Annotated in this window: 24 protein-coding genes; 10 read left to right on the forward strand and 14 right to left on the reverse strand. The window is 58.3% G+C overall.

Annotation, left to right across the window (positions count from 1 at the left end):
• Positions 1–61: 61 nt before the first annotated feature.
• The 3 genes from AB3X99_RS29935 to AB3X99_RS29945 form a co-directional block, all read right to left on the reverse strand.
• Positions 62–619 (reverse strand): helix-turn-helix domain-containing protein, encoded by a 558-nt coding sequence (locus tag AB3X99_RS29935; RefSeq protein ID WP_368618967.1) that lies wholly within the window; start codon positions 617–619, stop codon positions 62–64.
• A 16-nt stretch (positions 620–635) separates the two neighbouring features.
• Entirely contained in the window at positions 636–932 is a 297-nt protein-coding gene (locus AB3X99_RS29940; protein WP_368618968.1) for a hypothetical protein, read from the reverse strand.
• A 278-nt stretch (positions 933–1,210) separates the two neighbouring features.
• Entirely contained in the window at positions 1,211–2,377 is a 1,167-nt protein-coding gene (locus tag AB3X99_RS29945) for a porin (RefSeq protein WP_368618969.1), read from the reverse strand.
• Between the two features lie 471 nt (positions 2,378–2,848).
• Between AB3X99_RS29945 and AB3X99_RS29950 the strand changes: the two genes are divergently transcribed.
• On the forward strand, positions 2,849–3,853 hold the full coding sequence (locus AB3X99_RS29950; protein ID WP_368607081.1) for a GlxA family transcriptional regulator: 1,005 nt from the start codon (positions 2,849–2,851) through the stop codon (positions 3,851–3,853).
• 153 nt (positions 3,854–4,006) lie between these two features.
• Here the strand turns inward: AB3X99_RS29950 and AB3X99_RS29955 are convergent, their stop codons facing one another.
• Together AB3X99_RS29955 and AB3X99_RS29960 are read right to left on the reverse strand one after the other, a co-directional pair.
• Positions 4,007–5,005, reverse strand: a complete 999-nt coding sequence (locus AB3X99_RS29955; protein ID WP_368618970.1) for a GlxA family transcriptional regulator — start codon at positions 5,003–5,005, stop codon at positions 4,007–4,009.
• A 474-nt stretch (positions 5,006–5,479) separates the two neighbouring features.
• Entirely contained in the window at positions 5,480–5,650 is a 171-nt protein-coding gene (locus AB3X99_RS29960; protein ID WP_176733004.1) for a hypothetical protein, read from the reverse strand.
• A 929-nt stretch (positions 5,651–6,579) separates the two neighbouring features.
• Here AB3X99_RS29960 and AB3X99_RS29965 point away from each other — a divergent pair.
• Together AB3X99_RS29965 and AB3X99_RS29970 are read left to right on the forward strand one after the other, a co-directional pair.
• Positions 6,580–6,978, forward strand: a complete 399-nt coding sequence (locus AB3X99_RS29965; protein ID WP_069268914.1) for a response regulator — start codon at positions 6,580–6,582, stop codon at positions 6,976–6,978.
• Positions 6,979–7,732: 754 nt separating this feature from the next.
• Entirely contained in the window at positions 7,733–8,611 is an 879-nt protein-coding gene (locus tag AB3X99_RS29970) for a helix-turn-helix domain-containing protein (protein ID WP_368618971.1), read from the forward strand.
• 1,345 nt (positions 8,612–9,956) lie between these two features.
• Here the strand turns inward: AB3X99_RS29970 and AB3X99_RS29975 are convergent.
• Both AB3X99_RS29975 and AB3X99_RS29980 read right to left on the reverse strand, forming a co-directional pair.
• Complete coding sequence (locus AB3X99_RS29975; RefSeq protein WP_141710911.1) at positions 9,957–10,298, reverse strand: hypothetical protein; 342 nt, start codon at positions 10,296–10,298, stop codon at positions 9,957–9,959.
• 132 nt (positions 10,299–10,430) lie between these two features.
• Positions 10,431–10,979 (reverse strand): dTDP-4-dehydrorhamnose 3,5-epimerase family protein, encoded by a 549-nt coding sequence (locus tag AB3X99_RS29980; RefSeq protein WP_368618972.1) that lies wholly within the window; start codon positions 10,977–10,979, stop codon positions 10,431–10,433.
• A gap of 353 nt (positions 10,980–11,332) precedes the next feature.
• On the opposite strand from AB3X99_RS29980, the gene AB3X99_RS29985 reads away from it, so the two are divergent.
• A complete protein-coding gene (locus AB3X99_RS29985; protein WP_342949649.1) occupies positions 11,333–12,334 on the forward strand; it encodes a helix-turn-helix domain-containing protein in 1,002 nt (333 codons plus the stop codon).
• A gap of 258 nt (positions 12,335–12,592) precedes the next feature.
• On the opposite strand, the gene AB3X99_RS29990 is transcribed toward AB3X99_RS29985, so the two are convergent.
• Positions 12,593–12,886: a hypothetical protein gene (locus AB3X99_RS29990; protein ID WP_368618973.1), complete on the reverse strand. Its 294-nt coding sequence runs from the start codon at positions 12,884–12,886 to the stop codon at positions 12,593–12,595.
• A 361-nt stretch (positions 12,887–13,247) separates the two neighbouring features.
• Between AB3X99_RS29990 and AB3X99_RS29995 the strand changes: the two genes are divergently transcribed.
• Complete coding sequence (locus tag AB3X99_RS29995; RefSeq protein ID WP_368618974.1) at positions 13,248–13,868, forward strand: hypothetical protein; 621 nt, start codon at positions 13,248–13,250, stop codon at positions 13,866–13,868.
• A 242-nt stretch (positions 13,869–14,110) separates the two neighbouring features.
• Here the strand turns inward: AB3X99_RS29995 and AB3X99_RS30000 are convergent, their stop codons facing one another.
• Entirely contained in the window at positions 14,111–14,584 is a 474-nt protein-coding gene (locus tag AB3X99_RS30000; protein WP_368618975.1) for a hypothetical protein, read from the reverse strand.
• A 439-nt stretch (positions 14,585–15,023) separates the two neighbouring features.
• Here AB3X99_RS30000 and AB3X99_RS30005 point away from each other — a divergent pair, with 439 nt between their 5' ends.
• Both AB3X99_RS30005 and AB3X99_RS30010 read left to right on the forward strand, forming a co-directional pair.
• Positions 15,024–15,191: a hypothetical protein gene (locus AB3X99_RS30005; protein ID WP_368618976.1), complete on the forward strand. Its 168-nt coding sequence runs from the start codon at positions 15,024–15,026 to the stop codon at positions 15,189–15,191.
• A 178-nt stretch (positions 15,192–15,369) separates the two neighbouring features.
• A complete protein-coding gene (locus tag AB3X99_RS30010; RefSeq protein WP_176732992.1) occupies positions 15,370–15,504 on the forward strand; it encodes a metallophosphoesterase in 135 nt (44 codons plus the stop codon).
• Positions 15,505–15,563: 59 nt separating this feature from the next.
• Here AB3X99_RS30010 and AB3X99_RS30015 read toward each other — a convergent pair whose 3' ends face one another.
• The 4 genes from AB3X99_RS30015 to AB3X99_RS30030 form a co-directional block, all read right to left on the reverse strand.
• Entirely contained in the window at positions 15,564–15,713 is a 150-nt protein-coding gene (locus AB3X99_RS30015) for a hypothetical protein (protein ID WP_368618977.1), read from the reverse strand.
• 440 nt (positions 15,714–16,153) lie between these two features.
• Positions 16,154–17,155, reverse strand: a complete 1,002-nt coding sequence (locus AB3X99_RS30020; RefSeq protein WP_368618978.1) for a hypothetical protein — start codon at positions 17,153–17,155, stop codon at positions 16,154–16,156.
• A gap of 18 nt (positions 17,156–17,173) precedes the next feature.
• Positions 17,174–19,852 (reverse strand): DEAD/DEAH box helicase, encoded by a 2,679-nt coding sequence (locus AB3X99_RS30025; protein WP_368618979.1) that lies wholly within the window; start codon positions 19,850–19,852, stop codon positions 17,174–17,176.
• A 211-nt stretch (positions 19,853–20,063) separates the two neighbouring features.
• Positions 20,064–21,065 (reverse strand): UPF0149 family protein, encoded by a 1,002-nt coding sequence (locus AB3X99_RS30030; RefSeq protein ID WP_368618980.1) that lies wholly within the window; start codon positions 21,063–21,065, stop codon positions 20,064–20,066.
• On the opposite strand from AB3X99_RS30030, the gene AB3X99_RS30035 reads away from it, so the two are divergent.
• Positions 21,051–21,233 (forward strand): hypothetical protein, encoded by a 183-nt coding sequence (locus tag AB3X99_RS30035; protein WP_368618981.1) that lies wholly within the window; start codon positions 21,051–21,053, stop codon positions 21,231–21,233. The genes AB3X99_RS30030 and AB3X99_RS30035 overlap by 15 nt on opposite strands.
• A 586-nt stretch (positions 21,234–21,819) precedes the next feature.
• Here AB3X99_RS30035 and AB3X99_RS30040 read toward each other — a convergent pair.
• Positions 21,820–22,623 (reverse strand): IclR family transcriptional regulator, encoded by an 804-nt coding sequence (locus AB3X99_RS30040; protein ID WP_368618982.1) that lies wholly within the window; start codon positions 22,621–22,623, stop codon positions 21,820–21,822.
• A gap of 136 nt (positions 22,624–22,759) precedes the next feature.
• Between AB3X99_RS30040 and AB3X99_RS30045 the strand changes: the two genes are divergently transcribed.
• Both AB3X99_RS30045 and AB3X99_RS30050 read left to right on the forward strand, forming a co-directional pair.
• Entirely contained in the window at positions 22,760–23,743 is a 984-nt protein-coding gene (locus AB3X99_RS30045) for a hydroxymethylglutaryl-CoA lyase (protein ID WP_368618983.1), read from the forward strand.
• Positions 23,740–25,014 carry a CaiB/BaiF CoA transferase family protein gene (locus AB3X99_RS30050; RefSeq protein ID WP_368618984.1) on the forward strand — a complete coding sequence of 425 codons (1,275 nt, stop codon included), beginning with the start codon at positions 23,740–23,742 and terminating at the stop codon, positions 25,012–25,014. The genes AB3X99_RS30045 and AB3X99_RS30050 overlap by 4 nt, the downstream gene beginning before the upstream one ends.
• The last annotated feature ends 70 nt before the right edge of the window (positions 25,015–25,084 follow it).

The raw sequence follows: 25,084 nt of genomic DNA on the forward strand, positions 1-25,084 counted from the left end.
TACACGACATGGAAGGAGGTACATCACATGATTGCTGCGTCAGGTGTGGCACCCCACCTGGTCACACTTCAGACTTAAGTTGTACGTGGGTCGTTTCTACCGCACCTGCTTGCGTTGGGCAGTTGAACAAGCCGCCTGTTGTGCTGCGCACCCCAGCGCGATATTCAGTCGGAGTGGTCGCAAGGTGACGGCGAAACAGGTTCGCCATGCAATTTCGCCCGACAAATCCCGCCTGACGCGCAATTTTCTCTATTGACAGGTCCGTTTGTGCGAGCAGCGAGCGCGCCCTCTCAAGACGAGCACGTCGCAAGAATTCCCGTGGAGACACCCCTAATGGTTGCTTGAAACGCCTCAGGAAGGTCCGCTCACTCATGGCCGCGCGCTGTGCCGCTTCCGCTGTTGACACTCGATTTCCACAGGCCAATTCGAGATTTCTAGCGGATACCCGCATCAGTCCTTCAATTCGTGCCTCCCGCTGTGCCTTTCTCGCTGGACGATTTCGATAATTCAAAAAGATGTCGGTTGTGGTCGCTCGCATCGCATTGCTTCCATCGCCGCCTGATACAGACATCAGTGCGGAGTCTTTGATAGCCGCCACGCTGCTCACCCGAGTACTCATATGGATCCCCTGTCGATCACTGACGCATCGGAGCGCTTCCCAGACGGGTTAAGCCTTTCCTGGGTGCCTTGCACTTATTCGCACCGCCAAATGCAATTTGAAGCGAGCTATCGACAACACGCGCCACCACGCGGCTCGAAGGTGCTGGTCCGATCACAATAAATCCGCACACCTTCGAGACGAGGTGAGAAATTCCTTGAACACTGAGACCGGCAAGTGCGCACTTTGCGATCGTCAATCTTAATCGATCCGACAGCTCATCTTTCGGATCAAAATTATCCGTGGGTGAATCATCGTCGTTGCGTCGCATCATAACTTCTTTCTCGAATGGCGCAATAACCCTGTCTGAACCCGCCAATGAATTGGCCGTCTGATGCGCATCTGTAAATCTTGATCTGCGATATCAGCATATATTCTATTCATCGAAATTTGGTTCGCGATACTACGTTATCTTTTCATCCAAAGACGCGACTTCCCATTTCCGGTAGCAAATCACTCAGGGCGAACAAAAGAGGACGGACAGGTGAGAAGCAGAGTGACACAAAAAAAGGCGCCGGGAGGCGCCTTGATCTTTCGAAGAAACTGCGAGGTCTAGAACCGATGGCGCATGCCGATCGTGACCGTGCCTTGCTTCTGTGTGTTCGAGTCCGCGCTCAGCCCGTTCAGATATGCCGACACGTGGCCGGAATTCCGGCTGACGTGCTGGAGGTTTCCTTGCAGATAAACATCGGTGCGTTTGGACAGCGCATAGTCTGCCTGTGCTGATACGGTGTTGTAGATCGGATTCACGCCACCGCCAAGGTCAGTACGCGTATAGGTGTACGCCCCGGCGAAGCTAATAGCCGGCGACAACGCGTAACGCACGTTACCTTCAAAATTCTGGAAGCGCGCACTATTAGCGCGGAAAGCTATGCCGCCGGACGCACCGGATTGGCGCGAGGAGATTCCGCCGCCGAGCGCATCTGACAGGTTGGTTTGCGTATAGACCAAGCCGGCGACAACTGGACCAAATGCGTAGCTCAACCCACCACCGAAGGTACGTTGCCGACCAGCAAGGAAGGTCCACTCACCGGTCTGTGCGCCGCTTGCGCTGGAACTCGGCCCGCTATTCCCGAACACGGTCGAGGTAATGTCGTTGTTCAACTGGAGGTAGCCGGCGGCTACGGTAAGGCCACTCCACGCGTAGGACGCGCCAAAGCTATAGGCCCGATTGTTCGCGAACTGCGAGCTGTTCGAGAATGAATAGGTAGCGCCAAATTTGAATCCTGCGTACTTGAGGCTGGTGTATTTGACCGTATTATTGAATCTGACTGAGTTGTTCAGATTGTCGTTATCGAATGGATGCGCGGCGATCGTGCCGCCGTATTGGCTACCTGTGATTGAGAGAGGCGCGAGGTAGTCAACCACGCTATCGTACTGCCGGCCAATCGTCACTGCCCCATACTGATCACTCGCGAGACCGACAAACGCTTGTCTTCCGAACATGCGCCCGGATTGCCCGGCAGTACCATTCGCGATACTAAAGCCGTTCTCCAGAGTGAAGATTGCCTTCAGGCCACCGCCAAGGTCCTCCGAACCACGCAACCCCCAGCGACTGCCATTGACCGTTCCACTCTTCACCTGCCACGTATTGGCGCCGCCCCGTACATATGTGAAGCCGGCGTCGATTAGGCCATACAGGGTGACGCTACTTTGCGCCTGGGCTGCCGTCGTCAAAGTAGCAGATAGAACTGCTGCGGCAGCGATCTTGTATTTCATCTTGCAACCCTATGAATGTACGACTCTATAAAAATCCGTCCACCTGGACTGACTTTGGGTTTGGCAGAAGGTCTCTTCCGATACGTTCCCGGCTCGATCCAGTCTATGAAGAGGAAAAGGCCGGACAGCCGGCCAGTTTATTGTCTCTGTATGCTGCGCGACTATATCATCGGGAATACTTCCCCCACATCGCCAAAACGTTCTTCAATTCCGCCATTCTCCTGATTGAAACGTCGGATATCGCTCAGCGACCGCATCGCTACAGCCACTTGCACGTTCGACTTGCGCAGTTATAGTCGAAGCTATCGGTCGGTATGTTAGACCACGGGACGATAGCGATTGAATTGTCGAAAACAGATAAAACTGCGACTGATCTCGCCACAGTCGCGTTTCGATAATTTTCGCTAAGTAGGATGATCCGGTCGTGAGGCCGAAGGTCGGATCGGTCATAAAGATTTTCAATAAAATGGGATGAAGATGGGGCCTTTGATCGGGAATTCCGGGACGTTGCAGCCGGGCAAATACCAAGGTGGGGAGCAAAGGCAAATCGGTCTTGTCTTATGCGATCGATTTGCACTGGCCGATATGGCTATCATTGTCGAAGCTTTCCGTGCCTTGAACGCGGCCATGATGAGGCATGAGACACACGCTGTCCGGTACGACGTACGACTCCTCTCTTCGGCGGGCGGCAGGATAACCAGTTCGTCTTCGGTATGTGTCTGGACGGATAGCGTTGAGAGCCTCGTTGCCGCGGACTCGTTCCGCGCGATTATGCTTTCCGGTGGTAGTGGAATCCGCGACTTACTGCGAGACAATCAATTTTCGAGGTGGTTGCATCGCGTGCAGGAGAACTGCGATCTGCTCGTCGCGATTGGCGAGAGCAGCGTTGCCCTCGCACAGATGGGAAGATTGACACACGATATCGCGCTTGCAAGCCTGAACAGTCATCCCTGCAAGAATCGCCAGACTCAGGTGATTTCCGCCGACGGTGCGATTTCGGCTGCGGTCGCGGTCATCAAAGGCGAACACGGCGATGTTATTGCCACGCAAATTGCGAAGTCCATAGATCCACAGTTCAGCCCGGGTTTGACGGATGACATCCGACGCGGTATCGCAGCGACACTCAGTCAACCGATTCAGGATGCAGCACATTGGATCTGTGCGAATGGCAATCGGGATATCTCGCTGGACGAGGTAGCGCAAATCGCCGCTATGAGCAGTCGTAATTTCCTGCGGCGGTTTAAGCAGGAGGTGGGAATGAAGCCTTCGGAGTATCTACTGAAAGTCCGCCTCGACATGGCATGTCGGCTTCTTGCGCAGACCCGTCTTCCGGTCGAAAAGATTGCGCGACGCAGCGGGATAAACGGCGGGGGCAGACTATCGAAACTCTTTCGCGAACATCTTCAACTCACGCCAACCGAGTACCGTGTGGAGCATTCGGATATGGAGCATGACCGGAAGCGATCAGGAGGTTGAACGACGATCGACCGCACCTTTTCCTGTGCGAAAATCCTCACCGGACTCCCGGCGCGCATCGGTCTCGGAGACGAGCCGGAAATTCAACAAGCTGCAGCGAACCGTCAAAAAAAGCGACGCATACCAACACCGCCCGCAAAGCGAGTCGCTGCGTCACGCCAGTTTCTTTTTCTCTCGGTATTCAGTTGGCGTCAGTGAAAAGTGCTTTCGGAAAAGCTTTGAGAGAGAGCCACCACCACTCAATCCGCAGCGGCGGGCAATCTTTTCAACCGGCAAGTCGGTTTCGACCAGCAGCTGGCAGCAGAGCTCCAATCTGGAGTACATGAGGTACTCGGAAGGGGTTATGCCGATTTCGATCTTGAACCGGCGCAGAAAGTTGCGCTCGCTCATCGCTGCGATTTGCGCGACCTCTGCAATCGAGACTGATCTTTCGCCGTTTTCTTCGATCCATCGGGCAGACTCGAGTATGCGTTCGCTCGCACTGTTTGACGCGCGCTCACGCGCTGCTGACATCAATCCGATCTCTTGACGACCGGGCACCGTGATATCGGTAATCGCCCTTGGAATAGTTGCGCCAAGGTCTTGCCTGATGAGTTGTAGCGCACGCTGGACTGGCCCGTTGAATGGTTCGATATAGGCGTGAGCGGGCCTGCGCGCGATACCGTCGTCGGCCTTTCTGCCGGCGGCCCACTGGCCCAACTGATCCGAAACCCCCGCGATTGTCAGCAGCACCTTCGAGTCTGCCATGGGGATCACGTTGGCTGCCTGGCTGCTGACAAACCGGATGCGTTCCAACGTCGTCTCGTTGCCGGACAGCGCACTGCTTCCGGGTCCGGCAATGAACAGGGCATCAATTGGCCCAACCTCATCCATTTGTTCGAGAGGTTCGGTCCAGACAGACACCGCCGATGAACTCTCGAGTCGTCCGCCCTGGAGGGACGTTAGTTGAACGTCGTAGAGCGGATGGACGCTCCTCGCATCATGGGGTAAGGAGTTGCGATTGGCTGCATGGAATACCTCAAGGACCGTCGCAACCTCGGAGAGGCGGAATCCTGAGAAGAGAAGAAAAATTATCCTCTTTCTCAACCCCGGAACTGGAACTTCGCCTGAGTGGCCACCGCGAGCAATACTGTGACTAACGAAATTCACCATCGCACACCCCGATATTAGACCTATTTTCGGCTTTCATTGAGCCGAATTCCTCGAAGGCACTATCGTACCTAACTTACAGTCATTTCCCGCCATCGGTGGCGAAATAGTTACACGTCTTGTCGGACTAGAACTAATCGACAAGAAAGCCAAAGTTTTCGAGATCACGTAAAAGCATTTAAATACAGTGTGTTAGCGATTACTTCGCGTAGGCCTTGAGGAGATTTTCAGTATTTTTTACCTGTCGAATGCTAACTGATGCCCTTCCATTTAATTTCGATCGTCACACACATGCTTTCTGCATTTTATGCAATGCTGCTATCCTTTTAGCCGGGCAGTCCGCGATATGCTATTAGCATATCCCCAAATTAATGTGCGGCCAGCGATCGTGGCTTTATCACATTGTCCGGGGCTGGCGAGAATAAGAAAGACAGGGCGCGCTATCACGGCCACGTGTCCCCAGAGACGAATCATCGACTACGCGGTGCACTTGTATCGTTGGCTCAAGTCGGTTTGCGCGACATCAAGCAACTGCGGCTTGAGCGCGAGGTAGCCATGGCCTGCGATACGGCCCGCCGCTGGCACACGAAACTCAGTGCCGGCATCGCGCAGTGCGCCGGGGTTGCCCGGCGCGAGCCAAGGCAGCATGCAGCGCCTGGAAGAGGCGTTCGTGGCGCTGCACGGCGAGCAGCACGTGTGGTGGCGCCGCGGACGAAATGGCAGTGAGGCTGGACATGCTGCGGCAAGAGCGCCGCGAGAAGGCTGTGTCAAAGCTTCCTGCAGCGGACGTCAGCATTCGAATCCAACGCTGCGCAGGAGCGCCACGGAAGGTTTTCGCAGTTATCTGGGCAGCGAAGGCGAAAAGTCCGGAGTGTTCCGGCGTGGAGCAAGTGCTCGTTAATGCTTCGAGCGCGTGTAATCGGAACGAAATCAGTCCACAACCCATGCTCGGGCGCGAACGGCAGTTGCGGAGCAAGCCGCAGCGCATGCGGTCCTTTCTGTGCTACCCGATCCAATCCGGCCGCACTTTGCCTTGCAATGCCACCGAATGACGGCCTCTGTCAACGCGCCCAACTCGAGGCGAGCGGCTGACGCCGCGCGAGATTGAACAATCGGCGAAGCAGCAGCCGGCAGCCCACATTCGTAAGGATGCCGATGCGACATCAGATAAACCGCCCCTCTCCAACAACGCGGCAAACCTGAGATGAGTCTTCTTCAATACGGAGAGGAGCGCGCCATGGAATATCGGTGCAGGGGCAATAGGTTCCCGCGTGCGAGATTGTCCGCGATGCTCGGTGCCGGACATTCCCAGATTATGAGAAATAGCGAACCCTGCTTGTTACGACAAACGGGCATCGGTGTGCTATCGGCATCCGGAGATAAAAATTTAGGGTTTTCGGGAGTGCCCCAGGACAATTCCCAGGAATTATTAATTCTGACACTTTTTACGGTCGAGATCGCGTAGACTCCCTGGTATTCAATTGCGCGCGGTCCTTCCGGAAGGGCATCATCAAGTGGGTCCGTGTGGCGGTTGATGAAACACCGCCTTACGTTTCACCTGTGGGTGCCAATGACCTATGAAAATCGCAATCCTTGAATCCGATGTCGAAGAGTTAGACAGAACCCTCGAAATGCTTTCTGCCTCCGGGCATTTGTGTTTCGGAGTGGGGAGCGATGACGGCGTGCGGCGGGTGCTTGACGATGTGTCGGTCGATCTGTTTCTTATCGACTGGACGGATCCCGACGGTGTGCGCTACGAGACGCTTACCCACCTCTCGCAGTGCGCGCCCGGTGTACCCGTCGTGTTGTGCGTTGCACCGCATACTCCTGATTCCGTGATCAACTCCGGCATGCAGTGTGGTGCAAGCCTAGTGCTCGAAAAACCGGTACGCGGCGTGGACTCACTCACGTGCCTGCACACCTTGAGCAACGACAGCTTCCCATCGGTTTTCGCCGCAGGCACTCACGTCATGTGAGCGCCGATGGTAGGAACGCGCTCCCGCAGAGACACCCGCCCCCTCAACGATGATGTAAGGCCGTTCCCGTTTGCCCAGCCAGCGTTGCTGATCTTCCGTAGTTTGCCCGAAGCCCGTCATGCGCTCACGGACGTGCCGAGCGTGTGCGTGGCTTCGCCCCCGGGTGGACACTTCCCTTGATGAGCTCATACAGGTGGCTTTCAGCGCTATGCCAGAGAGCCTGTAACTGCCTTGCCACCGCATCGGCAAGTGTAAGTGGTCGTGCCGGTAACAGATGACCACAGCGAGCGCACTCGCATGCGGCCGGAATGAGTTGCCGCGATATTTGCGATTCTGGATACTTTTCGCGCTTCACTCGCAATAAGGTATTTCAACACCTTGACTGTTGGGTGGGCCACATTTCCCGAAAGATATCGAGCAATAGTGGCGAATAGCATATTTATTGCTTATGATCCGATCTCAGTTCAAAATAGATACATAAATAATTTCTGAATCTGCGCAGTGCGTTCAGCATGCGGCGAATGCCGCCAGACACTTCACGAACGTGTGGTGATTCTTCTTCTTTTTCCATTGGCTTGGGTATTCGACTCAACGTAAGCCAATACGACCATTGAAAAGCGGGGTACTGATGGAGTGCGGAGGTGGCGGTCAACGAAGTCGCGTCGTGGAGTTTTGTGCCTCGCCCGAACCGGGCACAGCCAGGAAGATTGGAGCATTCCTCTGTAGCGGCTTTTCGCTTTCCGGACTGGCGTCCGTGCTTGAGTTGTTTCAGTCAGCCAATGCGCTGGCACACGCGAACTATGCCGGCAATGGACATGCCGAATACGATGTTTCCCTGCTATCCATTACCGGCGGGCGTGTCGAAAGTTCATCCTCCGTGTCTGTCTGGACGGACAGGGTTGAGGATCGGCATCATGCCGGAAAATTTCACACGCTGTTCATTGCTGGCGGAGTTGCACTGCGACACGTGCTGCGCGATGAGCGCGTGTTACGCTGGCTGCGCCTCGAATGCTCGCGCTGCGAGGCTGTCGTTCCGATCGGGGAAGGCAAAGCGCTGCTAGAAGCGGCAGGAATCGAGTGGGCCGGCAGCGCGTTAGATTGCGCGATGCGAACAAACGCTCGGGACCGCCTTATCGAAAACGAGTTCGCGGACACGAACACTGCCCCCCTGCGAGAGGCACTCTTGCTGATCGAACTGGACCTCGGAAGCGATCTTGCACGTGAGGTGGCACGCCAGGTCATGCCGCGTCACCCGCGGACCGGTCCTACCGCGGCGATCCGCACGAATGTCTCAGGCCGGGTGAGCCTGCGCATCCAGGCATCCGTACATTGGTTGGAAGCCAATGGTGATCGCCAGGTGACGATAGAAGACGCGGCACAGGTCGCCGCAATGAGCGAACGCAACTTTTTGCGTCGCTTCAAGATCGAAATGGGCATCACTCCCTCGGACTACCTGCTCCACATGCGGATCAATATGAGTTGTCGCTTGCTGGTCGATACCGACCTACCCGTCGACAAGATTGCGCGACGATGCGGGCTTGGCACTGGCGGACGGCTCGCGAAACTGTTCCGCAAACATCTCTCCACGACACCGACGGAGTATCGGACCAGACGCGGTCATACGGTTGGGTAGCATCCCTTTTGCCGGAATCCTGCGGCAGATGGGGCCCGCCAACATAAATGCCGGTTCGGCGCCGGTCTGTGCCGTGCAACGCGAAACGGGAGATTCCCCCGTCGTTTGCGGAAATGAAGACACTCGCGAATGCCAGGAGAGTGGCGGAAATCAGGTAGAGATTGACGTACCGGTTTCGAGGATTTTCGCTTATCTTATGCGTTGTGGTTGAAATCGGGACCCTCGTTTTGTGAGTCCCATTGGGGGCGCCTGACGGAGCGTTTCCGTGTGCTTGCGGGTGAAAGCTGCCTGGGCGCCATGGGTCCGGTGCGACTGATCAATCCTGCACTATGCCGGTACAGCGGGCCCCACCCAGATGCCCTCTTTCGACTATCCACAAAGTCGCACCGGCTATCAACGTCTGCCAAGATAATTGCAATCCTCGAGCCAGACATTGGCGAACTTGACCATACCCTTCAAATACTTTCTTCCGTGGGGCACCTATGTTTCGGGACGAGGAGTGATGAAGGGCTGCGACGCTTGCTTGAAGACGTTTCAATTGACCTCTTCCTGCTTGATTGGAGTGAACCGGACCGCAGACGATATGAAACACTGCGATATCTCGCCCGACGCGAATTCGTCGGGCCTATCGTCTTGCTCACTTCGGCTCAGACCGCGTGCGGTGTAATTAACTCAGGTCTGGAATGCGGAGCGGACGTCCACGTGAACAAGCCGCTCTCCGAAGGAGCGTCTCTCGCTCCCTTGCATGCGCTGAGCAGCGGTCCGTGCTACGCGATGCGTGCTCCGAGCAGTCAAATGATGTGATTCCATACAGCACGGCGCGTTCGCCTAGAAGTGCCGTGACGGCTATGGAAGGTCGCTTGCCAGGAGATCACCAGTCCATGTTGGCGAGTCCAGGTCGAACTCCCGCCATGAGCTACCGGCCGACTCAAACACCCCATCCCTAATTCCCTGTCCGATCGCGGTTCTCACAAGTGCTTCACTTGACAACCGACGACTCCTCGCCAGTTTGACTCTCGGTATCTCGAAGGCGACTACCATTGCTTCCGAGTCCATGCGAGAGAGCAAGACGTAGAGATCTCTCGAATAGTGAGCCACATAGACTGAATCGTCGAATTCATTTTCGGGAATACGGAAGCTGAAGGAAGAGTTTTTTCCTGAAATTTCCATTGCGTTCGGTCTCCCCGGTATCGAGCAACTTTCGGGGAAAGGGGTTGATCAAACATCATTTCTTACGTACACGCTTCAATCGGGTCCGAGATTTGGTATGGTATGCCGCCCAGAGACGCGTGATAGCGCCTAGTCAAAGCCTCCTGCCATGCGTGCCTCTAATACCTGACCGACGTTAAATATCTAACACAGCTTGAACCGACAAGAGTGTAATATTAATCAGCATCTTGTCCTCGACGTCGAGAACGTTTGCGTGTCCGCGCAAGAGTTCCGCCATCGAGTCGCCGACCTGTCGAATCTCCAGGTCTGTTGGTCTAGCGATCGGCCATACGTGCATCAGATACGCAAGTGGAATCACATTACGCTCCGTACACCAACGCTCAAAGAGTGCCGCGCAAGAGACCTCTACAGCGCTGAATTTATCGAACTGCGCGTCGCGTGCGACTTCAGGACACGCGCCTGCACCCGATCGCGAGTCATGGTTGGCTATTTTCGCGATATCGATTGAATGGCTCATATCGTAGAGCTTGTAGTCATGGATGAGTGATCGCTTAACGATCGCTTTCCAACGGGAACGCACCGTCCAGGAATTGGCAGCTTAAACACGCCTTTGTACCGATCGGTCGTCACGCGCTGCGGACTCATTGTGCTAAAAGTACTCCGCAACATTAAAGTCAACACAATTGCGCTGCCTCCTGTCTGTGACAGGCAATCCCGCAATACGCCAATCGATGTTGAGATCTGCGTCATCCCAGCAAATCGTGCGCTCCGAATCAGGCAGACGCGCCGAGGATGCCTTTGAAAGCACCTCCGCGACGTCTGATCGAACGATGTACCCATGCGCGAATCCTGGCGGTATCCAGAGCTGGCGACAGTTTGATGCTGACAGGGACTCGCCCGCCCATCGCCCAAAAGCAACTGACGTACGACGCAGATCGAGAGCCACGGCGTATATTTCGCCGGAGAGCACTCTCAAAACAACGCCGCGCGGATTTTGAACCTGGTAGGTCAGTCCGATCAACGCATTATGGGGGCAAACAGCCTGCTCATCATGAGTGAAAAGATACCCGTAGGAGACGTTCGCATTGAACCAGTCCTGATCAAAGCTTCTAAAGAACGCGCCTGTTGATCGGGCTTCAATCTGGGGCTCGAATACTTTAACGTCACGAAGGCCAGTATTCCCAAGGCGAAAGGACATCCTTTTTCTCTGTGTGTTCCTGATGGTCTTCTACGATTCCAACTTTCCGATTCTTCTCTGACTATGCCATGAAATCCACCGAGGCACGTGATTCATACCAGCCAATACGTTATCCGTTTCCGCCAAAACTATGCAGTTTCGTCATGCACATCGCATGGCACACTGTTGTGCAGACAGTAGATATTCCAGCGAGATAGCACCCGTTGCAATGCATGTGGTTTAAACCGCCAATATATTGGTCTGATCGGCCAAGCATCCGACGAATTTAGTAGCCCATGTATGATGCATCGCGATGAAAATTAAGTCATCGTCACAGGTTATATCAATTTCAAGCACCTGATAACAGTAGAGGGATGAAGATGGGCGACATCGGTGCCGGGGGTGCTGAGAGGGGAAATGTCGTTTCTGGCGCGAGAGGGCCGAAATCCGGAGCCACGAGAAGCATCGGCGTGCTGCTCTACAGAGGCTTTTCCCTACTCTCGATCGGAGTCGTTCCTGAGATCTTTCAGCTCGCCAATGAAATCGCGAAGCAACAATGCAATGGCGGATTACTCTATGACGTCAAGCTATATTCCGCACAGGGTGGCGATGTTGAGTGCTCGTCCTCTGTCAACGTGTGGACACAGGAATGCGACACGACGAAAAGTGTGGGCTTTGATGCACTATTTATCGCGGACGGCAGCGACTTGACCGAAGTGACGCGCGACGAGCGTGTCCGACAATGGCTTCGGGTCACCATTCCGGCAACGAAAATCGTTTCCGGAATTGGAAAGGCGGCGGATCTGATCGACATGATGCAGCTCCGTCCCGACTCGTACCACAGCGGTCTGCTTCAACTCGATTCTGATGCGTCTCCCACAAAAATTCCGACCAGCCGGGGAAATCGCTATGAACCGACCAAGACGGCTCTTGCGCTTATCGGATGGGATCTCGGTCCGGAAGCAGTGAGAGACATCTCACGCAAGCTCTCTGGAAATGGTTTTGCAACGCTTACCCCTCTAATAGCTGACGCGCGAGCTGACACTGCAATTGAGAAGGTCCGTGCATCCGCTCGCTGGCTTAAGGAGAACTGCAATCGGCCGATATCTGTAAGCGACGCGGTCAACATCTCGGCTATGAGCGAGCGCAATTTCCTTCGATGCTTCAAACAGGAGATAGGCGTCACGCCTTCCGAGTACCTGCTGCAGGCACGACTTGATCTGACCTCGCGCATGCTGGCAGAGACCGATTTCTCAATCGACAGAATCGCGAAAAGTTGCGGCTGGACAAACGGGGATCGTCTCGCAAAGATCTTCCGGCGGCGATTCTCCCTGACACCTTCTGAGTTTCGGCAACGTGAACGACGCAATTCGTAATGCGAGTAGAAGGTGCGTCTACAACGAATGACGCTCAAGGTTCCCCTTCCCCCCCCGGGGGTAAGATCAGTTCGTCGCACCATAGAGGAAGATCTTGAGGATTCTTCTTTCCCTGCGCGCGTCTCCTCGCGCGGATGCTTGCTTCGAGCACCCTGCTTCTGCCCAGATCGGATCATTCTCTGGAAATTCAGGCTGTTCGTGCGCCATGCATCGATTTCGCCCAAATGACGGCTCTGCTGCATGGGCAAGTGACAGCAGCTATTTCTTGAGTGGATGCGTATCCCCCACTACGGGGAAAAACGCGTTCCACACCGCTCGTACGCCCTGTGCGGCGGCAGCCTGCGCGTCCATGTGCTCGCTGTCGGCCGAGTCCCCCGGATCCGCACTCAGACCACGCCAGTGCGTGAACAGAACCACGGGTTGCTCCGTCCAATGTCCGTCGATAAAGCGGGAGAATGCCGTATCTCCGGTCGTGAGCCTGACTTCGTACCAGCCCTCACGGGCCGGCGCATAGTCGTCCAATGGGAACCATCCTGTGGTATCGATTTCCATTTGCGCCCCAGATTCGAAGCCATTACGCATGCATGACAGCACGCGGCGTACCTGTTTCCTCCAACGACACGCAGCATGCTGTGGCCGCGAATACCATCATGATAGAACCCTGCGGACTGCGTAATCACCGGCATGATGATAACCATGCCATCCGCGATGATGCCCCTCCTCTCGCGCAACTCCCCGATGTTGTCTCTGGTTGCGATGACTTCACGCGTCGCGAGATTCGCAGCGGTCAGCATAGCGACCCGGGCACTAACCTTCAGTTTGCGCATAGACTGTTGGAGATGCATTTCGCAGAACCACACGCGGGCGCTATGATTGGCCAGTCATAGTCCGAAGGGAAAGGGAGTTCATCGTAATGTTGAGCTTACGTATACATTTCTGGTCGATCGCGGCAACCCTGATAGCGTTTGTGGCGTCACTCTGGATCAATCAGGAGGTGTTTGCGCATACGTCGTTTGTAAGGGGCATCAACTGGATATTCCTTCCTTCCGGCATACGGCTTTTGAGCACGCTACTGGTTGGTGCCGACGGTTTCCTTGGCTTGCTGCTTGCTGGTCTGTTAACGGATTTTCTTTACTGGTTCCCGCATGACCCTGTGAGAGCGATCGCTGGCGCGATACTTGGGTCAGCCGCTCCGTATCTGGTCTACAGGTTCGCGAGAGAGTATTACGGCTTGCGCGCATCGTTGACGAATCTCACGCCGACCCGGCTTCTTGTGCTCGCCGTCGCGTATTCGGTCGCGAATCCGCTGTTACATCACCTCTGGTTTGCGTTGACCGGTGCGACGGAGCATTTCTTCGAAAGCCTGTTCAGCATGTTTGTGGGCGACCTCGCCGGCACGCTAATCATGCTGTATGCGATGAAGGGATTGCTGGCTTTGCTCCCGAAACGGCCAGGCGATTCCCGCCTCACGAACGGGATGTTCAGCATTCACGTTGCACTAACGAATGCACATAACAATCAGGCTCCACGCTAGCGTGACGAAGGGGTTGCGATGAGGCGCAATCGCAGCCCGTCTCGTGGCGCTATGTACGATTGTCGCCATCGTGCGTCTCGACGTTGTGTTGCACCCAGGCTGCAGTGTCGCGATTCGCGACGACCGCTAGGCGCACTCAATGCTGGGCGGCCTGCCCCGACTCACGCCCTCAATCCCGCAAGTGTGAGAGCCTTCAACGGCCCTGTTCGAGCCCGGACGGGCCGTGCGCCCCATATCTGCCGTCAAGCCAGGCGGTTGTTGTAGGCGAGATCAAGGGCTAGCCGGATCCTGAACATGCCGTCGGTCATGCGTGAGGACTGGCTGGGATGCCTGGGCAGCAGGGCAAGCGTGCCCTTCACGATATAGACGAGAATCAGCGCGCCCAGCAGATCGCCCACAAACATCGTGAAGAAACTCTGCAGGATGTCCTGCGTACTGCCCGTCATTGCGAACCAGAGATGATGCAGCGTCGAGTTCGTGAGTGCGACAGCAAACGCGAGCACTATACGGCGCCTTGGCGTGAGATTCGTCAGCGACGCCTTCAGGCCATAGCGTTCCAGGGCGAGGCGACGGACCGCGTACGGGCCGGCCGAACTGAAGATCGCGCCCGCGATTGCCCGCACGGGGTCGTTCGGGAAGTAATGAAAGAAATCGACCAGCAAGGCGGAGACCAGCAGCCCGATCGCGCCGTCCGCGCCCAGCAACAGCGTACTCAAAAGCCGGATGCCAGTCGGAAGATAGGTCCACTTCCACCCAACGCGGAAACGCGGCATGCAGGAAGATCAGTTCATCGACCCAGAGCGTCAGCACATAGACAAACACAGTCCCAGCCATCCGTTGCGAGTCGATTTCGGCATCCTCGTCGTTGAGCCGCGCACCTGCATATGTCATATTGCGAAATATTATTTATGGGAGCCTTACGGTGACCGGTACTCCGGTGGATGACAGTCTACGCAGAGACAGACGCGATTCACGTGGGCGGCGCATGGCCTTGAGGGAACTGCACCTGGTCCCGACCGACGCAATCCGGGCATCGTGAAGGCCTTGGCGGGGTCACGCGAGGGGATGGGACCGCGATCTCCGACGACAGTGCAACGCGATCGCACACGACCATCGCCGAACACATACCCGGTTCCAACATCCGGGAGCAATACGATGTTTGCCACCCCGATGTTTCTCGTCGCCCTTTTCGCTTTAATTGTGGCCATGCACCGCGGCGTGACCCGCAAGGCAGACGCGAGCCTTCGCGCACAATTCGATGCGCAAGGCTCTGGCAGCGCAGTGTCGCGCCAGATGAGGCGAGTTGCGGGATTTAGCGTCTGAGGACGGAAGCAGACCATCGCGTCCGGGTAGCTCACGCGAAAGGGAGAAAACGCGGGGCGCCTCGGCCCCGCGGTTGCGCTACTGGCGCGGCGCCAGCCATTTAGGTCCGCTCTAACATCTCTACTGCGAGCACGGCGGTGGCGCGGCGTTCGCTACAGCGGCCACAGGATCGAACCGCCTGAATCCAGAGCCTCGGCTCGTCCTGATAACCGGAGATCTCACGGACGAGGGTCTCCCGGAAGAATACGAAATGCTGCAACTGCTGGCGCAGTTGACGCACCCCAATATGGTCTTACCCGGCAACCAACGATGACCGCAGATGTCTGCGCGGCGCGCTCGACAATCAACCGCGGCTAACATGCGCGGGTGGACTCAATTTTCGGCGTCGATGTCGGCTATGTGCGCATCCTTGCGATAGACACAAGAGTCCCAGGCTCCCGCCACGGTGAAACCGGTCCGGCGGCGCAGTTGTGGCTGGAACGCGAGCTCGTCGAATACCTGAACCGACCGGTTGTCATCCATGCGTCATCCGCCGTTTCGCACCGGCATCCCCCATCTCGAACTTTTCGGCATGCAGACGACTGACGCCTTGCGACTTCTTCTATCCGGACATCACAACGTTGAGCGCATCGTCACCGGGCACGTTCATCGCGCGTTGCACGCGCGTCCTGGCGCCGTACCCGTGTTGACCTGCCCAAGTTACGACAACGCAGATTGCATTGCGACTCCAGCCAAATGCGAATCCCGCGTCGTTGCTCGAACCTCCGGCCATCCAGTTGCACTGCTGGCAGGATGGCGCGAGTAGTGGTGCATCGCATCTTTGCCATATCGGCGAATTCGGTGAACAGTTTCCCTTCGCATGACTGAAGTTGCGCTGTTCGACACAGTGCTTTCCGTAACAGTTGCAAACTTCGAGAGCGCGATCAGTCGCCGGACCAGGCGGTGACGCGTCGCCGCAGACATCACCCGCGGCGTTTAGCGGTTTTCGATGCAGCGGGCGCACGCACAGTGGGCTTTGGTGATGCAGCCGAACGAGTCGCCTTCGAAACACCGGGGTCGGTTTTACCCTTTGGCTTCTTCACGGCGGAAGCACTGGCTTTCACGTCTGGCAGCGCGACCTTGCCTTTTTGTGTCGATTTCGCAATCGTAGACGACTTCAACGCCGTCGACCTCGGTGTGCGTTCTGTTTGCGAGGCGGCTTCCTTGCGCGTGCGCTTGCTCCGGACCGGGGGCGCATCGGCAAAGGGCTCCGTATTGATATCGATTCCGAACACATCCCCCAGGTCCACGTTGTCGAGTACCTTGCCGGACACCGGGCCGGCTCCTGCACCGGAGGGGTTCGCACCGGTGCTGCTAACGAGATCGCCAGGGTCGACACCACGTAACGTAAAGAGCAATTCTGGCTGCTGGTCGAGCCGCGCGCCGACGCCATAGAGTACGGCGGCGACGTGCTTGCACATCGCCGCCCAGTCCAGGCAGTTGCAGCCGAGTTTGATCTCCTTCGGCGCGGGGAAGAGCCCGCTGCCCGGCTTGCAGATGCGGCCCATCACCGCAGCCGACAGCTTGCCCTGCAGCAGTTCGACCATGGAGTCAACCGACGATGCGCACTCGACACTCAACGCCCGCCACTGTTTTTCCGGGCAGGCTGTGACATCGATTTCGATCTCGTACACGCTGGACCCCATGACCTGTGCGCGGATCCTGCCCGTCGAAATCTGAAGATCGATCACGGAACCATTGCGCACATAGGTGCGACCGCGTGGCAGGCGACTGGCGTAGTCACTGTAGTGCTCAAGGTTATCGCACCATGCCTTGCCCCAGAAGGTCTTCGCAATGGCCCCTCGATAGGGTGCGATGGGCGACAGCGTCTTGCCGGACTTGATCGCTTTCGCAACCAGTTGCTCCGCCTGCTTTCTGCGCTCGGCCACCGGGACGTAGGGTTTCCATCCACCGTAGTCAGCCATCGGCGTTCCTCTCCCTGATCAGTTTGCCTGCGCGGAATGGATATCGAGCCTGACCAGATCGAGCAGTTCGCGGTCACTCATCTCGGTCAGCAGCAGCTCCGCGCCGCCCTCAAGCACATCCTTCACCAGCTGCTGCTTTGTTTCGATTAACTGATCGATCCGGTCCTCGACCGTACCCCGGCAAACGAACTTGTGTACCAGAACATTCCTGCGCTGGCCAATGCGGAATGCCCGGTCCGTCGCCTGATTCTCGACCGCCGGATTCCACCAGCGATCGAAGTGGATCACGTGGGAGGCGGCAGTGAGATTCAACCCCGCGCCGCCCGCCTTGAGCGAAAGCACAAAGAACGGAACCGATTCATCTTCCTGGAATTGCCGGACGAGTTCGCGGCGTTTGGCGACGGGCGTTCCACCGTGGAGAATCAGACCTTCCCGGCCAAAAAGCGAGCCGAGGTGGGCAGCCAGGGGCTCCGTGGTTTCGCGGAACTGCGTAAACACGAGCACCTTTTCCTGTTTCGCTGCGATCACGTCGACCAGTTCGCGCAACCGCGCGAATTTGCCGCTGGCTTCCGGCTGCCACGCCGCATCGCCAAGCCACTGGGACGGATGGTTGCAGATCTGCTTGAACCGCATCAGGTAGCTTAATACGATCCCTTTACGTTCAATGCCCTCGGTACCATCGAGCGCCGCAGCCAGGTCCTTGACCGCGCGTTCGTACAGGGCGGCCTGGATGGGGCTCAGGTGACACCACGCCTTGAGTTCGGTTTTTTCCGGGAGATCGGTAATGACACGCCGGTCTGTTTTCAGGCGACGAAGGATGTAGGGCCGCACAAGAGTGCGAAGCGGGCCGAAATGTTCGGCTTTTGCCAGACGCCGGGTCAGACCGGCAAAGTCCTTCGCCGAGCCCAGCAGGCCGGGATGCGTGAAATCGAAAATGGACCACAGATCCGACAGGCGATTTTCCACCGGGGTGCCCGTCAGGGCGATGCGTGAGCGGGCCTGAAGCTTCTTCACCTGTTTCGTCTGCCGCGCGCCGGGGTTCTTGATCGCCTGGGCCTCGTCGACAATGGCGACGCGCCATTGCATTGTTTCCAGAACGGGCTGGCGCAGCAGCGAGCCGAAGCTGGTAATAACGAGGTCCGTCTGCGCGAGCCGGGCGCTGTCCAGGGCGCGCAGTTCGTCGGCAGGCGTCATGGACGGGTGCACCACCAGCACGCGCAGGCCCGGCGCGAAACGCTCCGCTTCCGCGGCCCAGTTTGCCAGCAGGGACGCCGGGGCGACCAGCAGGCTCGGGCGCGGGTCGACCGGGTCGCGCCTGAGGATCAGTAGCAGGGAGAGGACCTGCATCGTCTTTCCGAGACCCATATCGTCGGCAAGACACGCTCCGAGCCCGAGCTGGCTGAGCAGGTAGAGCCAGCGCACACCGGCCTGCTGGTACGGTCGAAGCTGCGCTTTCAGATCGGGACCCGGATCGACCTGCGCCAGCCCTTCCGGCTGGCGCAACTGCTGCAGCATCTGTGAGAGCCAGTCGCCAGCCACGACCTGCGACCAGTCGCGCTCGCCGAACGCGTCATCTTCATCACCGGAGACGCCCGCCAGAAGACGCAGCGCATCGTTCAGCGGCAGTCCCGCCTGCGCGGCGTTTTCCAGACCTTCAAAGCGCTGAAGCAGGCGGCCCAGCCTCTTCGTGTCCACCTCGATCCAGCGCCCGCGAATCCACTGAAGGCCGTCGGCCCCCTTGAGCAGACTCCGGATCTCGGCCGGACTCAACGCTTCGCCATCGAGCGACACCTCCATCCTGAAGTCGAGCAGTGCTTCCCTGCCCAGGCGTGACGGAGGCCGCGTCCCGACGCTCGCCCTGACCGCGGGCCGCGCGGGGCGTCCCGCGGCCCAGCTCGCCGGTAGTCGAACCATGATGCCGGCCGATTCCAGGGCCGGCAAATCGGAGAGCAGGCGAAACGCGTCGGCCGGCATCCAGCGCAACGGGTGGTAGATTTCGCGCGATTCAACCATCGCGCGCAACCAGTCGCAGCGTTCAGCGGCACGCTGGACCGGCATCAGGAGGGAGAGAAGCTGTGCCTTGTTGCGCGCACCGGAGAACTCTTCGAGCGCCCGCGAAAGGGGTTGATGCTGCGTCTTGCCATGGGCCGACAGGCGCGCAGCGTATGTAGCCAGGAACGCGAAAGGTGCTTCGGGATCCTTGCGGTTTTCGGCAAGGTTGAAGTGAACCCGGCCCACCAGATTCCATGCAGGATGACGCGACCTGAGGAATGCCTGAAGTGACTCTCCCGATTCAGCGAGCTCGTCGCGCAGGGCGCCATCGATTTCGCTCCACAGTGCCGCCAGAACATCCGGCGTGAGATATTCAGCGCCCGTCATGGGTGGCGCGTCGTCGATCAGTGTGCCGAGCTCCGTTGGGTCTGGCTCTGCGACCGCGATTTCCCCACTTTCCGTCGTAGTGCACAGGGCCGTGACATAGCGGGCTCCTAGTTCTCGCCACCACGCCCAGGCGGGCGGCAATGCCCGCCCGATGGTAGAGCTTCCCAGATAGAGCAGCCCGTGACCGGCGCCGCGCGCGAAAACCACGCCCAGCGGTACGTCATCGGGCAGCACAGGCGCCTCGACGTCCGGCGCGGCAAGCAGGTGGCCAGCAGGTGTGATTCTTGGCGAAAGGCGATCGGTATCGGTCAAGGACATGACAGTTGATGGGGAAGGCCCGGTTTCAAATGTAGACGGAAACGATCACGTATCTGCTGCGCCGTGGGAAAAATGACCGGTCCTGGTCCTGGGACGGATTGTTTCGCAGCACGTCACATGACATCGCCGGGCAACGCATCCGTTCACGGCGCGCAACGCCAGGCCCGTCCGGGTGCGGGCGCGCTCAGCGTTACGACGCGGGCACGGTCCGTCACCGGCTGCCGGGGGCGATGTCGTGCATGTTGATCGTGCTCAATGCTTCGGCCAGCGCGGCCGCATCTGTCGGGAACGGCTCGTCCCAGACGGTGGACGTCCCGGACGCGTCGATGATTTCCAGTATCCAGCCGTCGCGACCTTCATCGCCGGCGCGATAGATGTGCGCATCGACAGACGTGCCGCCACGCGTGATGCGCGTAGCCAGCGGGGACAATGCCAGCGGGTGAAACGCGTCGTCCGTCAGTCGACCGATCGAATCCACGAGGAACACATCTTTGGACACGCTCCCGTCCCGCGCGGCCCGATTCCTCGCGGTGATCTGCGTCGCCGGCTTGGCTTTCGACAACGAACCCGCCGGAATCGCACCTGGCTGCTCGCCCTGCTCCAGCGATCTCCGACATTCCTCACACACGTAGCGATGGATATTGAGTACCGATGCTGCGAGCTGGAGGACAAACGACCGGCGTTGCCCGACCGTGTAGTCCCGTCGCGCCACCTCCTCGTATCCGGAGGCGGTGCCGAACAGCAGGATGATATTGAACCACCAGGGGTGCCGTTCGATCAGCGGCTCCCAGGCCTCCCGGTCGATGTCGATGCCCTTGCAATACCCCTCGCACCATTCGTCGAGGACAGGAACCTCTTCGCCCTCGTATACGCTCGCGTGCAGCGGGAGTTCGAACAGGTCCGGGCATTGATTCAGGGTGTCGTTGATGTCGTTCCAGTATTGAAAAATCAGTCCTGTGACCTTGCGAGCCCGGCCTGCCGACAGGAATCTGGGTTGACGGGTTGCGTGCCTGGCATCCCAGATCCACGGAAGGATCGCGCCCGGCATGATCGCGTTCGGTCCGGAGATGACGGCAGTCAGAAATCCATGCAACATGACCGCACCCATCGCGTCGTCGCAGACGGCATTGCCCGAAAGAAAGCGTTCGAGGAATTCCAGTTCTTCGTCAGTCAACGGATTGTTGAGTTCGGGATCGGGATGATCGAATTTCATGGTATGTCCGTGCGGTATGCGGCAACCGCGATGCAGTTCTTCCGCGCCGCCGTTGCCGTCGACGTTCAGCGCTACGCCGCGCTCGTGAGGCATTTCGGCCAGTGTCGCAGTCCCGGCATTTTATCCGAGGCGCGATGCATGGACCGGACGCCGGGCGACACGCGATGAATGCTTTGGCTGCCCTGTCGGCGGTTTGTTTGCTAGGGTGTACCCGTCACCATGGCAGGCGCGCGCGGCTCAGTCCGAACCGCACGTGCTGGCTGGAACGCATCCAAGCCGGCCAGGCATCGCGGATGCCCGCGGTGCGGCGGCGCATTGTCATCACGCCACCGGTCAGCCAACCAGGGCTGTTGGGGCGACGTCGTCGCAGCAGTGTCGGCCCGCGCCCGGTTCGCAGCGGTCGCGGGGTAGCCCCATTGCTTACCGACAGTCGTACGGCGAACTGCTGGTCTCGGCCAGAAACAGACCTTAGCTCTGCCTGCCTGACCGTCAGCTTTGGTAGCGTTCGCGGCCTTTCGACCCGAGGCCGCAAACAGTTACTCCGCCGCCTGGCGGCGAACGAGCGCGCAGGTAGCGTCCCGTTTCGTGCCACTAGGCCTGACCGGTCGGCCGGGAATCTGGACGAGCACTTGTGGGCGCGGGTCGCAGTACCAGTACCATCGTCCCCGAAATCGCGCCGGGCTTGACATGGCAGTTCGGCAATTCAATGCGAGCGGTCGACCATTCACGAGCGACCGCCGTGAGCGTCCCCACTTCAGCTTCTATTAGCAAATTCCGCGATGCTGGCATCGTATCGACCACCCTTGCCGCCGAGCGCAACGGTCGCGCGTTTTGCACTGACAAGTAAGGCCGCAACGGCCGCGTCGAGGGTCGAAGGAGTACCAAATCTCTCTTTCGGTCCCGACAGCGTGAGCGCACCCACCAACTCGCCAGTCGAGTCGAACACGGGGACGGACGTCGAAGCGGTTTCGGGATCGCGTTCACCAAAAGACGCCGCCCAAAGAGCGTCGCGCACTTCGCTCCAGCGAGGATCCTGTGCCTCAGTGAAAGCGAGCAGCACCTTGCCGGAGGCACCTTTGTCGATCGGGAACTCTTCGCCGACGCGAATTGACACACGCACGCTCCTCGTCGGCTCGACACGATACAGCACCAGTCGATGATCGCCCTGCCGCACATAGAACGACGCCGTTTCCCCCAGGTCGCGGCTCAATTGCTGAAGCAACGGCTCGATAACGGGACCGACCTGGAAGGATCGCTGATAGAGCGCGGCGAGCCGTAGTGGCTGGTGGCCGACGCCGTACTGCCCGTCACTCATTTTTCGGATGAAGCCTCCATGCTCCAGCGCGCCCAGCAGGCGCAAGGCCGTGCTTTTGTACAACCCCGTGCGCCGCGAGAGTTCGGTAAGCGTCAACTGGTCGTCGGTCGGCCCGAACGCGTTGAGGATGGCGAACGCACGGTCGAGCACAGCTACGCCGCTGGAACTGTCATTGGCAGTGTCGGATGGCTCAGGCGTTGAAAGGGCATCAGCGGTCACGGCGTGTTTGGTCGTCTTGATCATAAGTGGCATCGTATCGTTCTATCTGACAGAACTCAAGTTCTATCCGTGGGTTTACCCCGCTTTCGCGGGTGTTTGGATGCGCCTATAGTTCTCTCTAACGAAACATTGGTCTGTCTGCCAGAACTAAGGGCCGAATATGAGCACTTCAAGTCCGAAGGTGCTGATCAGCGAGGTCGGGCCGCGCGACGGTCTGCAAAGCATCAAGAGCGTCATGCCCACTGCTGCGAAGCTGCGATGGATTTCCGCACTCGCGGCTGCGGGAATCAAGGAAATCGAAGTGGGATCGTTCGTGCCGGCGAAGTTGCTGCCGCAGATGGCTGACATCCGCGAAGTCGTGGTGCATGCCCTCTCAATCCCGGATCTGCACGTCGCGGTTCTCGCACCAAATCTTCGTGGAAGCCAGAGCGCCTTCGAAGCGGGTGTGCATAAGGTGACGCTTCCCGTTTCGGTGACCAACGAACATTCGCTGGCCAATATCCGGAAAACCAATGAGCAGATGATCGAAGAAGTCCGCAATATCGTCGCGCTTCGCAACGAACAGTTTCCGGGCGTGCAAATCGAGGCAGGCATTTCCGTTGCCTTCGGCTGCACGATTGCGGGCACCGTGAGCGACGATCAAACGATGCGCATGTGCCAGGCAATGGCCAAGAGCGGCGTCGACGAAATTGGCCTCTCCGATACCAGCGGCTATGCGAATCCGGCACAGGTTCGCCGGCTGTTCCGTCGGTTGCAATCGGAATTCGGCGCGAAGGCTGGCGGCGCACATTTCCATAACACGCGCGGACAGGGTTTAGCGAACGTCGTCGCCGCGCTCGAGGTCGGTGTGACGACAATTGATTCGAGTCAGGCCGGCCTGGGCGGCTGTCCTTATGCGCCAGGCGCCACCGGCAACATCGTGACCGAGGATCTGGCGTTTCTGCTCGAAGCGATGGGCTACGACACCGGTGTGGACATCGACAGGCTCATTGCCGCGCGCGCCATTCTCGCGGAGGCACTGCCTGGCGAAGCGTTATATGGGCACGTGCAGGACGCGGGTCTTCCAAAGGGATTCGCGTATGCCGATGGCCGCGCGCCCAGCGCGCCGCAACCGGAAGGCTGCCTGACTGGAGTAGCGCAATGAGCGACGTGCAAGCAAACCAGAATCTCCCGTATGGCAGCGTACGCGTCGTCGAGATGACGCACATGGTGATGGGGCCGACATGCGGCATGGTGCTGGCGGACCTGGGCGCGGAAGTGATCAAGGTCGAGCCTGTTTCCGGCGACAGCACACGTCTTTTGCGCGGTTCCGGTGCGGGCTTCTTCAGCACGTTCAACCGCAACAAGAAGAGTATCGCGGTCGACGTAAAAGATCCCCGCGGCGTGGAGATCGTTCACAAGCTTCTTGCCGGGGCGGACGTGTTCAGCGAAAACTTCAAGAGCGGCACGATGGATAAGCTCGGCCTCGGTTACGCCGCGCTGTCCAGGCTCAATCCGCGTCTTGTCTACGTGTCGCATAAGGGCTTTCTGCCCGGCCCGTACGATCATCGCACCGCGCTCGACGAGGTCGTGCAGATGATGGGCGGCCTCGCTTATATGACCGGACCCGACGGCAGACCGTTGCGAGCAGGGACGAGTGTCAACGACATCATGGGTGGAATGTTCGGCGCGATCGGTGCGATGGCAGCGCTGGCTCAACGCGAACGCACGGGACGTGGTCAGGAAGTACAGAGCGCACTGTTCGAGAACAATGTATTTCTCGTCGCCCAGCACATGATGCAGTACGCGGTGACCGGTAAGGCCGCGGCACCGATGCCGAGCCGCATTTCAGCATGGGCGGTCTATGACGTGTTCTCGGTCAAAAACGGCGAGCAGATCTTCCTCGCGGTTGTCTCGGATACGCAATGGCAACTGTTTTGCGACGCTTTCGGGCTTGCAGAACTCAAGGCTGACGAGCGGATCGCTTCCAACAATCAGCGTGTGCAGGCCCGTGAATGGTTGTTGCCGCAGCTTCGAAAACATATGGAAGCGTTCTCGGCTGCCGAGATCAGCGCAATCTTCGAGCGCTGCGGACTGCCGTATGCGCCGATCACGAAACCGCAGGATCTGTTCGATGATCCGCACCTGCTCGCTACCGGCGGACTCGCCGAGGTGACTTTGCCGCCCGACGCAAGCGGCGCAGGGCAGGCTATTGCGACGCGGACTGCGCTGCTGCCTTTGACGCTTGGCGGTGAGCGTCTGCACCTGCGTGCGGCGCCGCCTTCGCTGGGTCAGGATACCCAGGCGCTGCTGACGGGTCTCGGCTACACGCCGGAGGATCTCAGGCAGTTGACCGAGGCCGGGATCGTCAAGTGTCAGGACGCTCAGCCTGGCGATGCGTCGAACCCATCGGCGAACGAACTCGCCAGCGCCTGACGTTGCAACACCCACAAAGAATCACCGAGCCGCAGAGGCCACTGAGCCTTCTGCGCGCCTTGATTCGTCT

Origin of the sequence: Paraburkholderia sp. BR10882 (genome assembly GCF_040948855.1) — a bacterium.
GTDB lineage: Bacteria > Pseudomonadota > Gammaproteobacteria > Burkholderiales > Burkholderiaceae > Paraburkholderia > Paraburkholderia nodosa_A.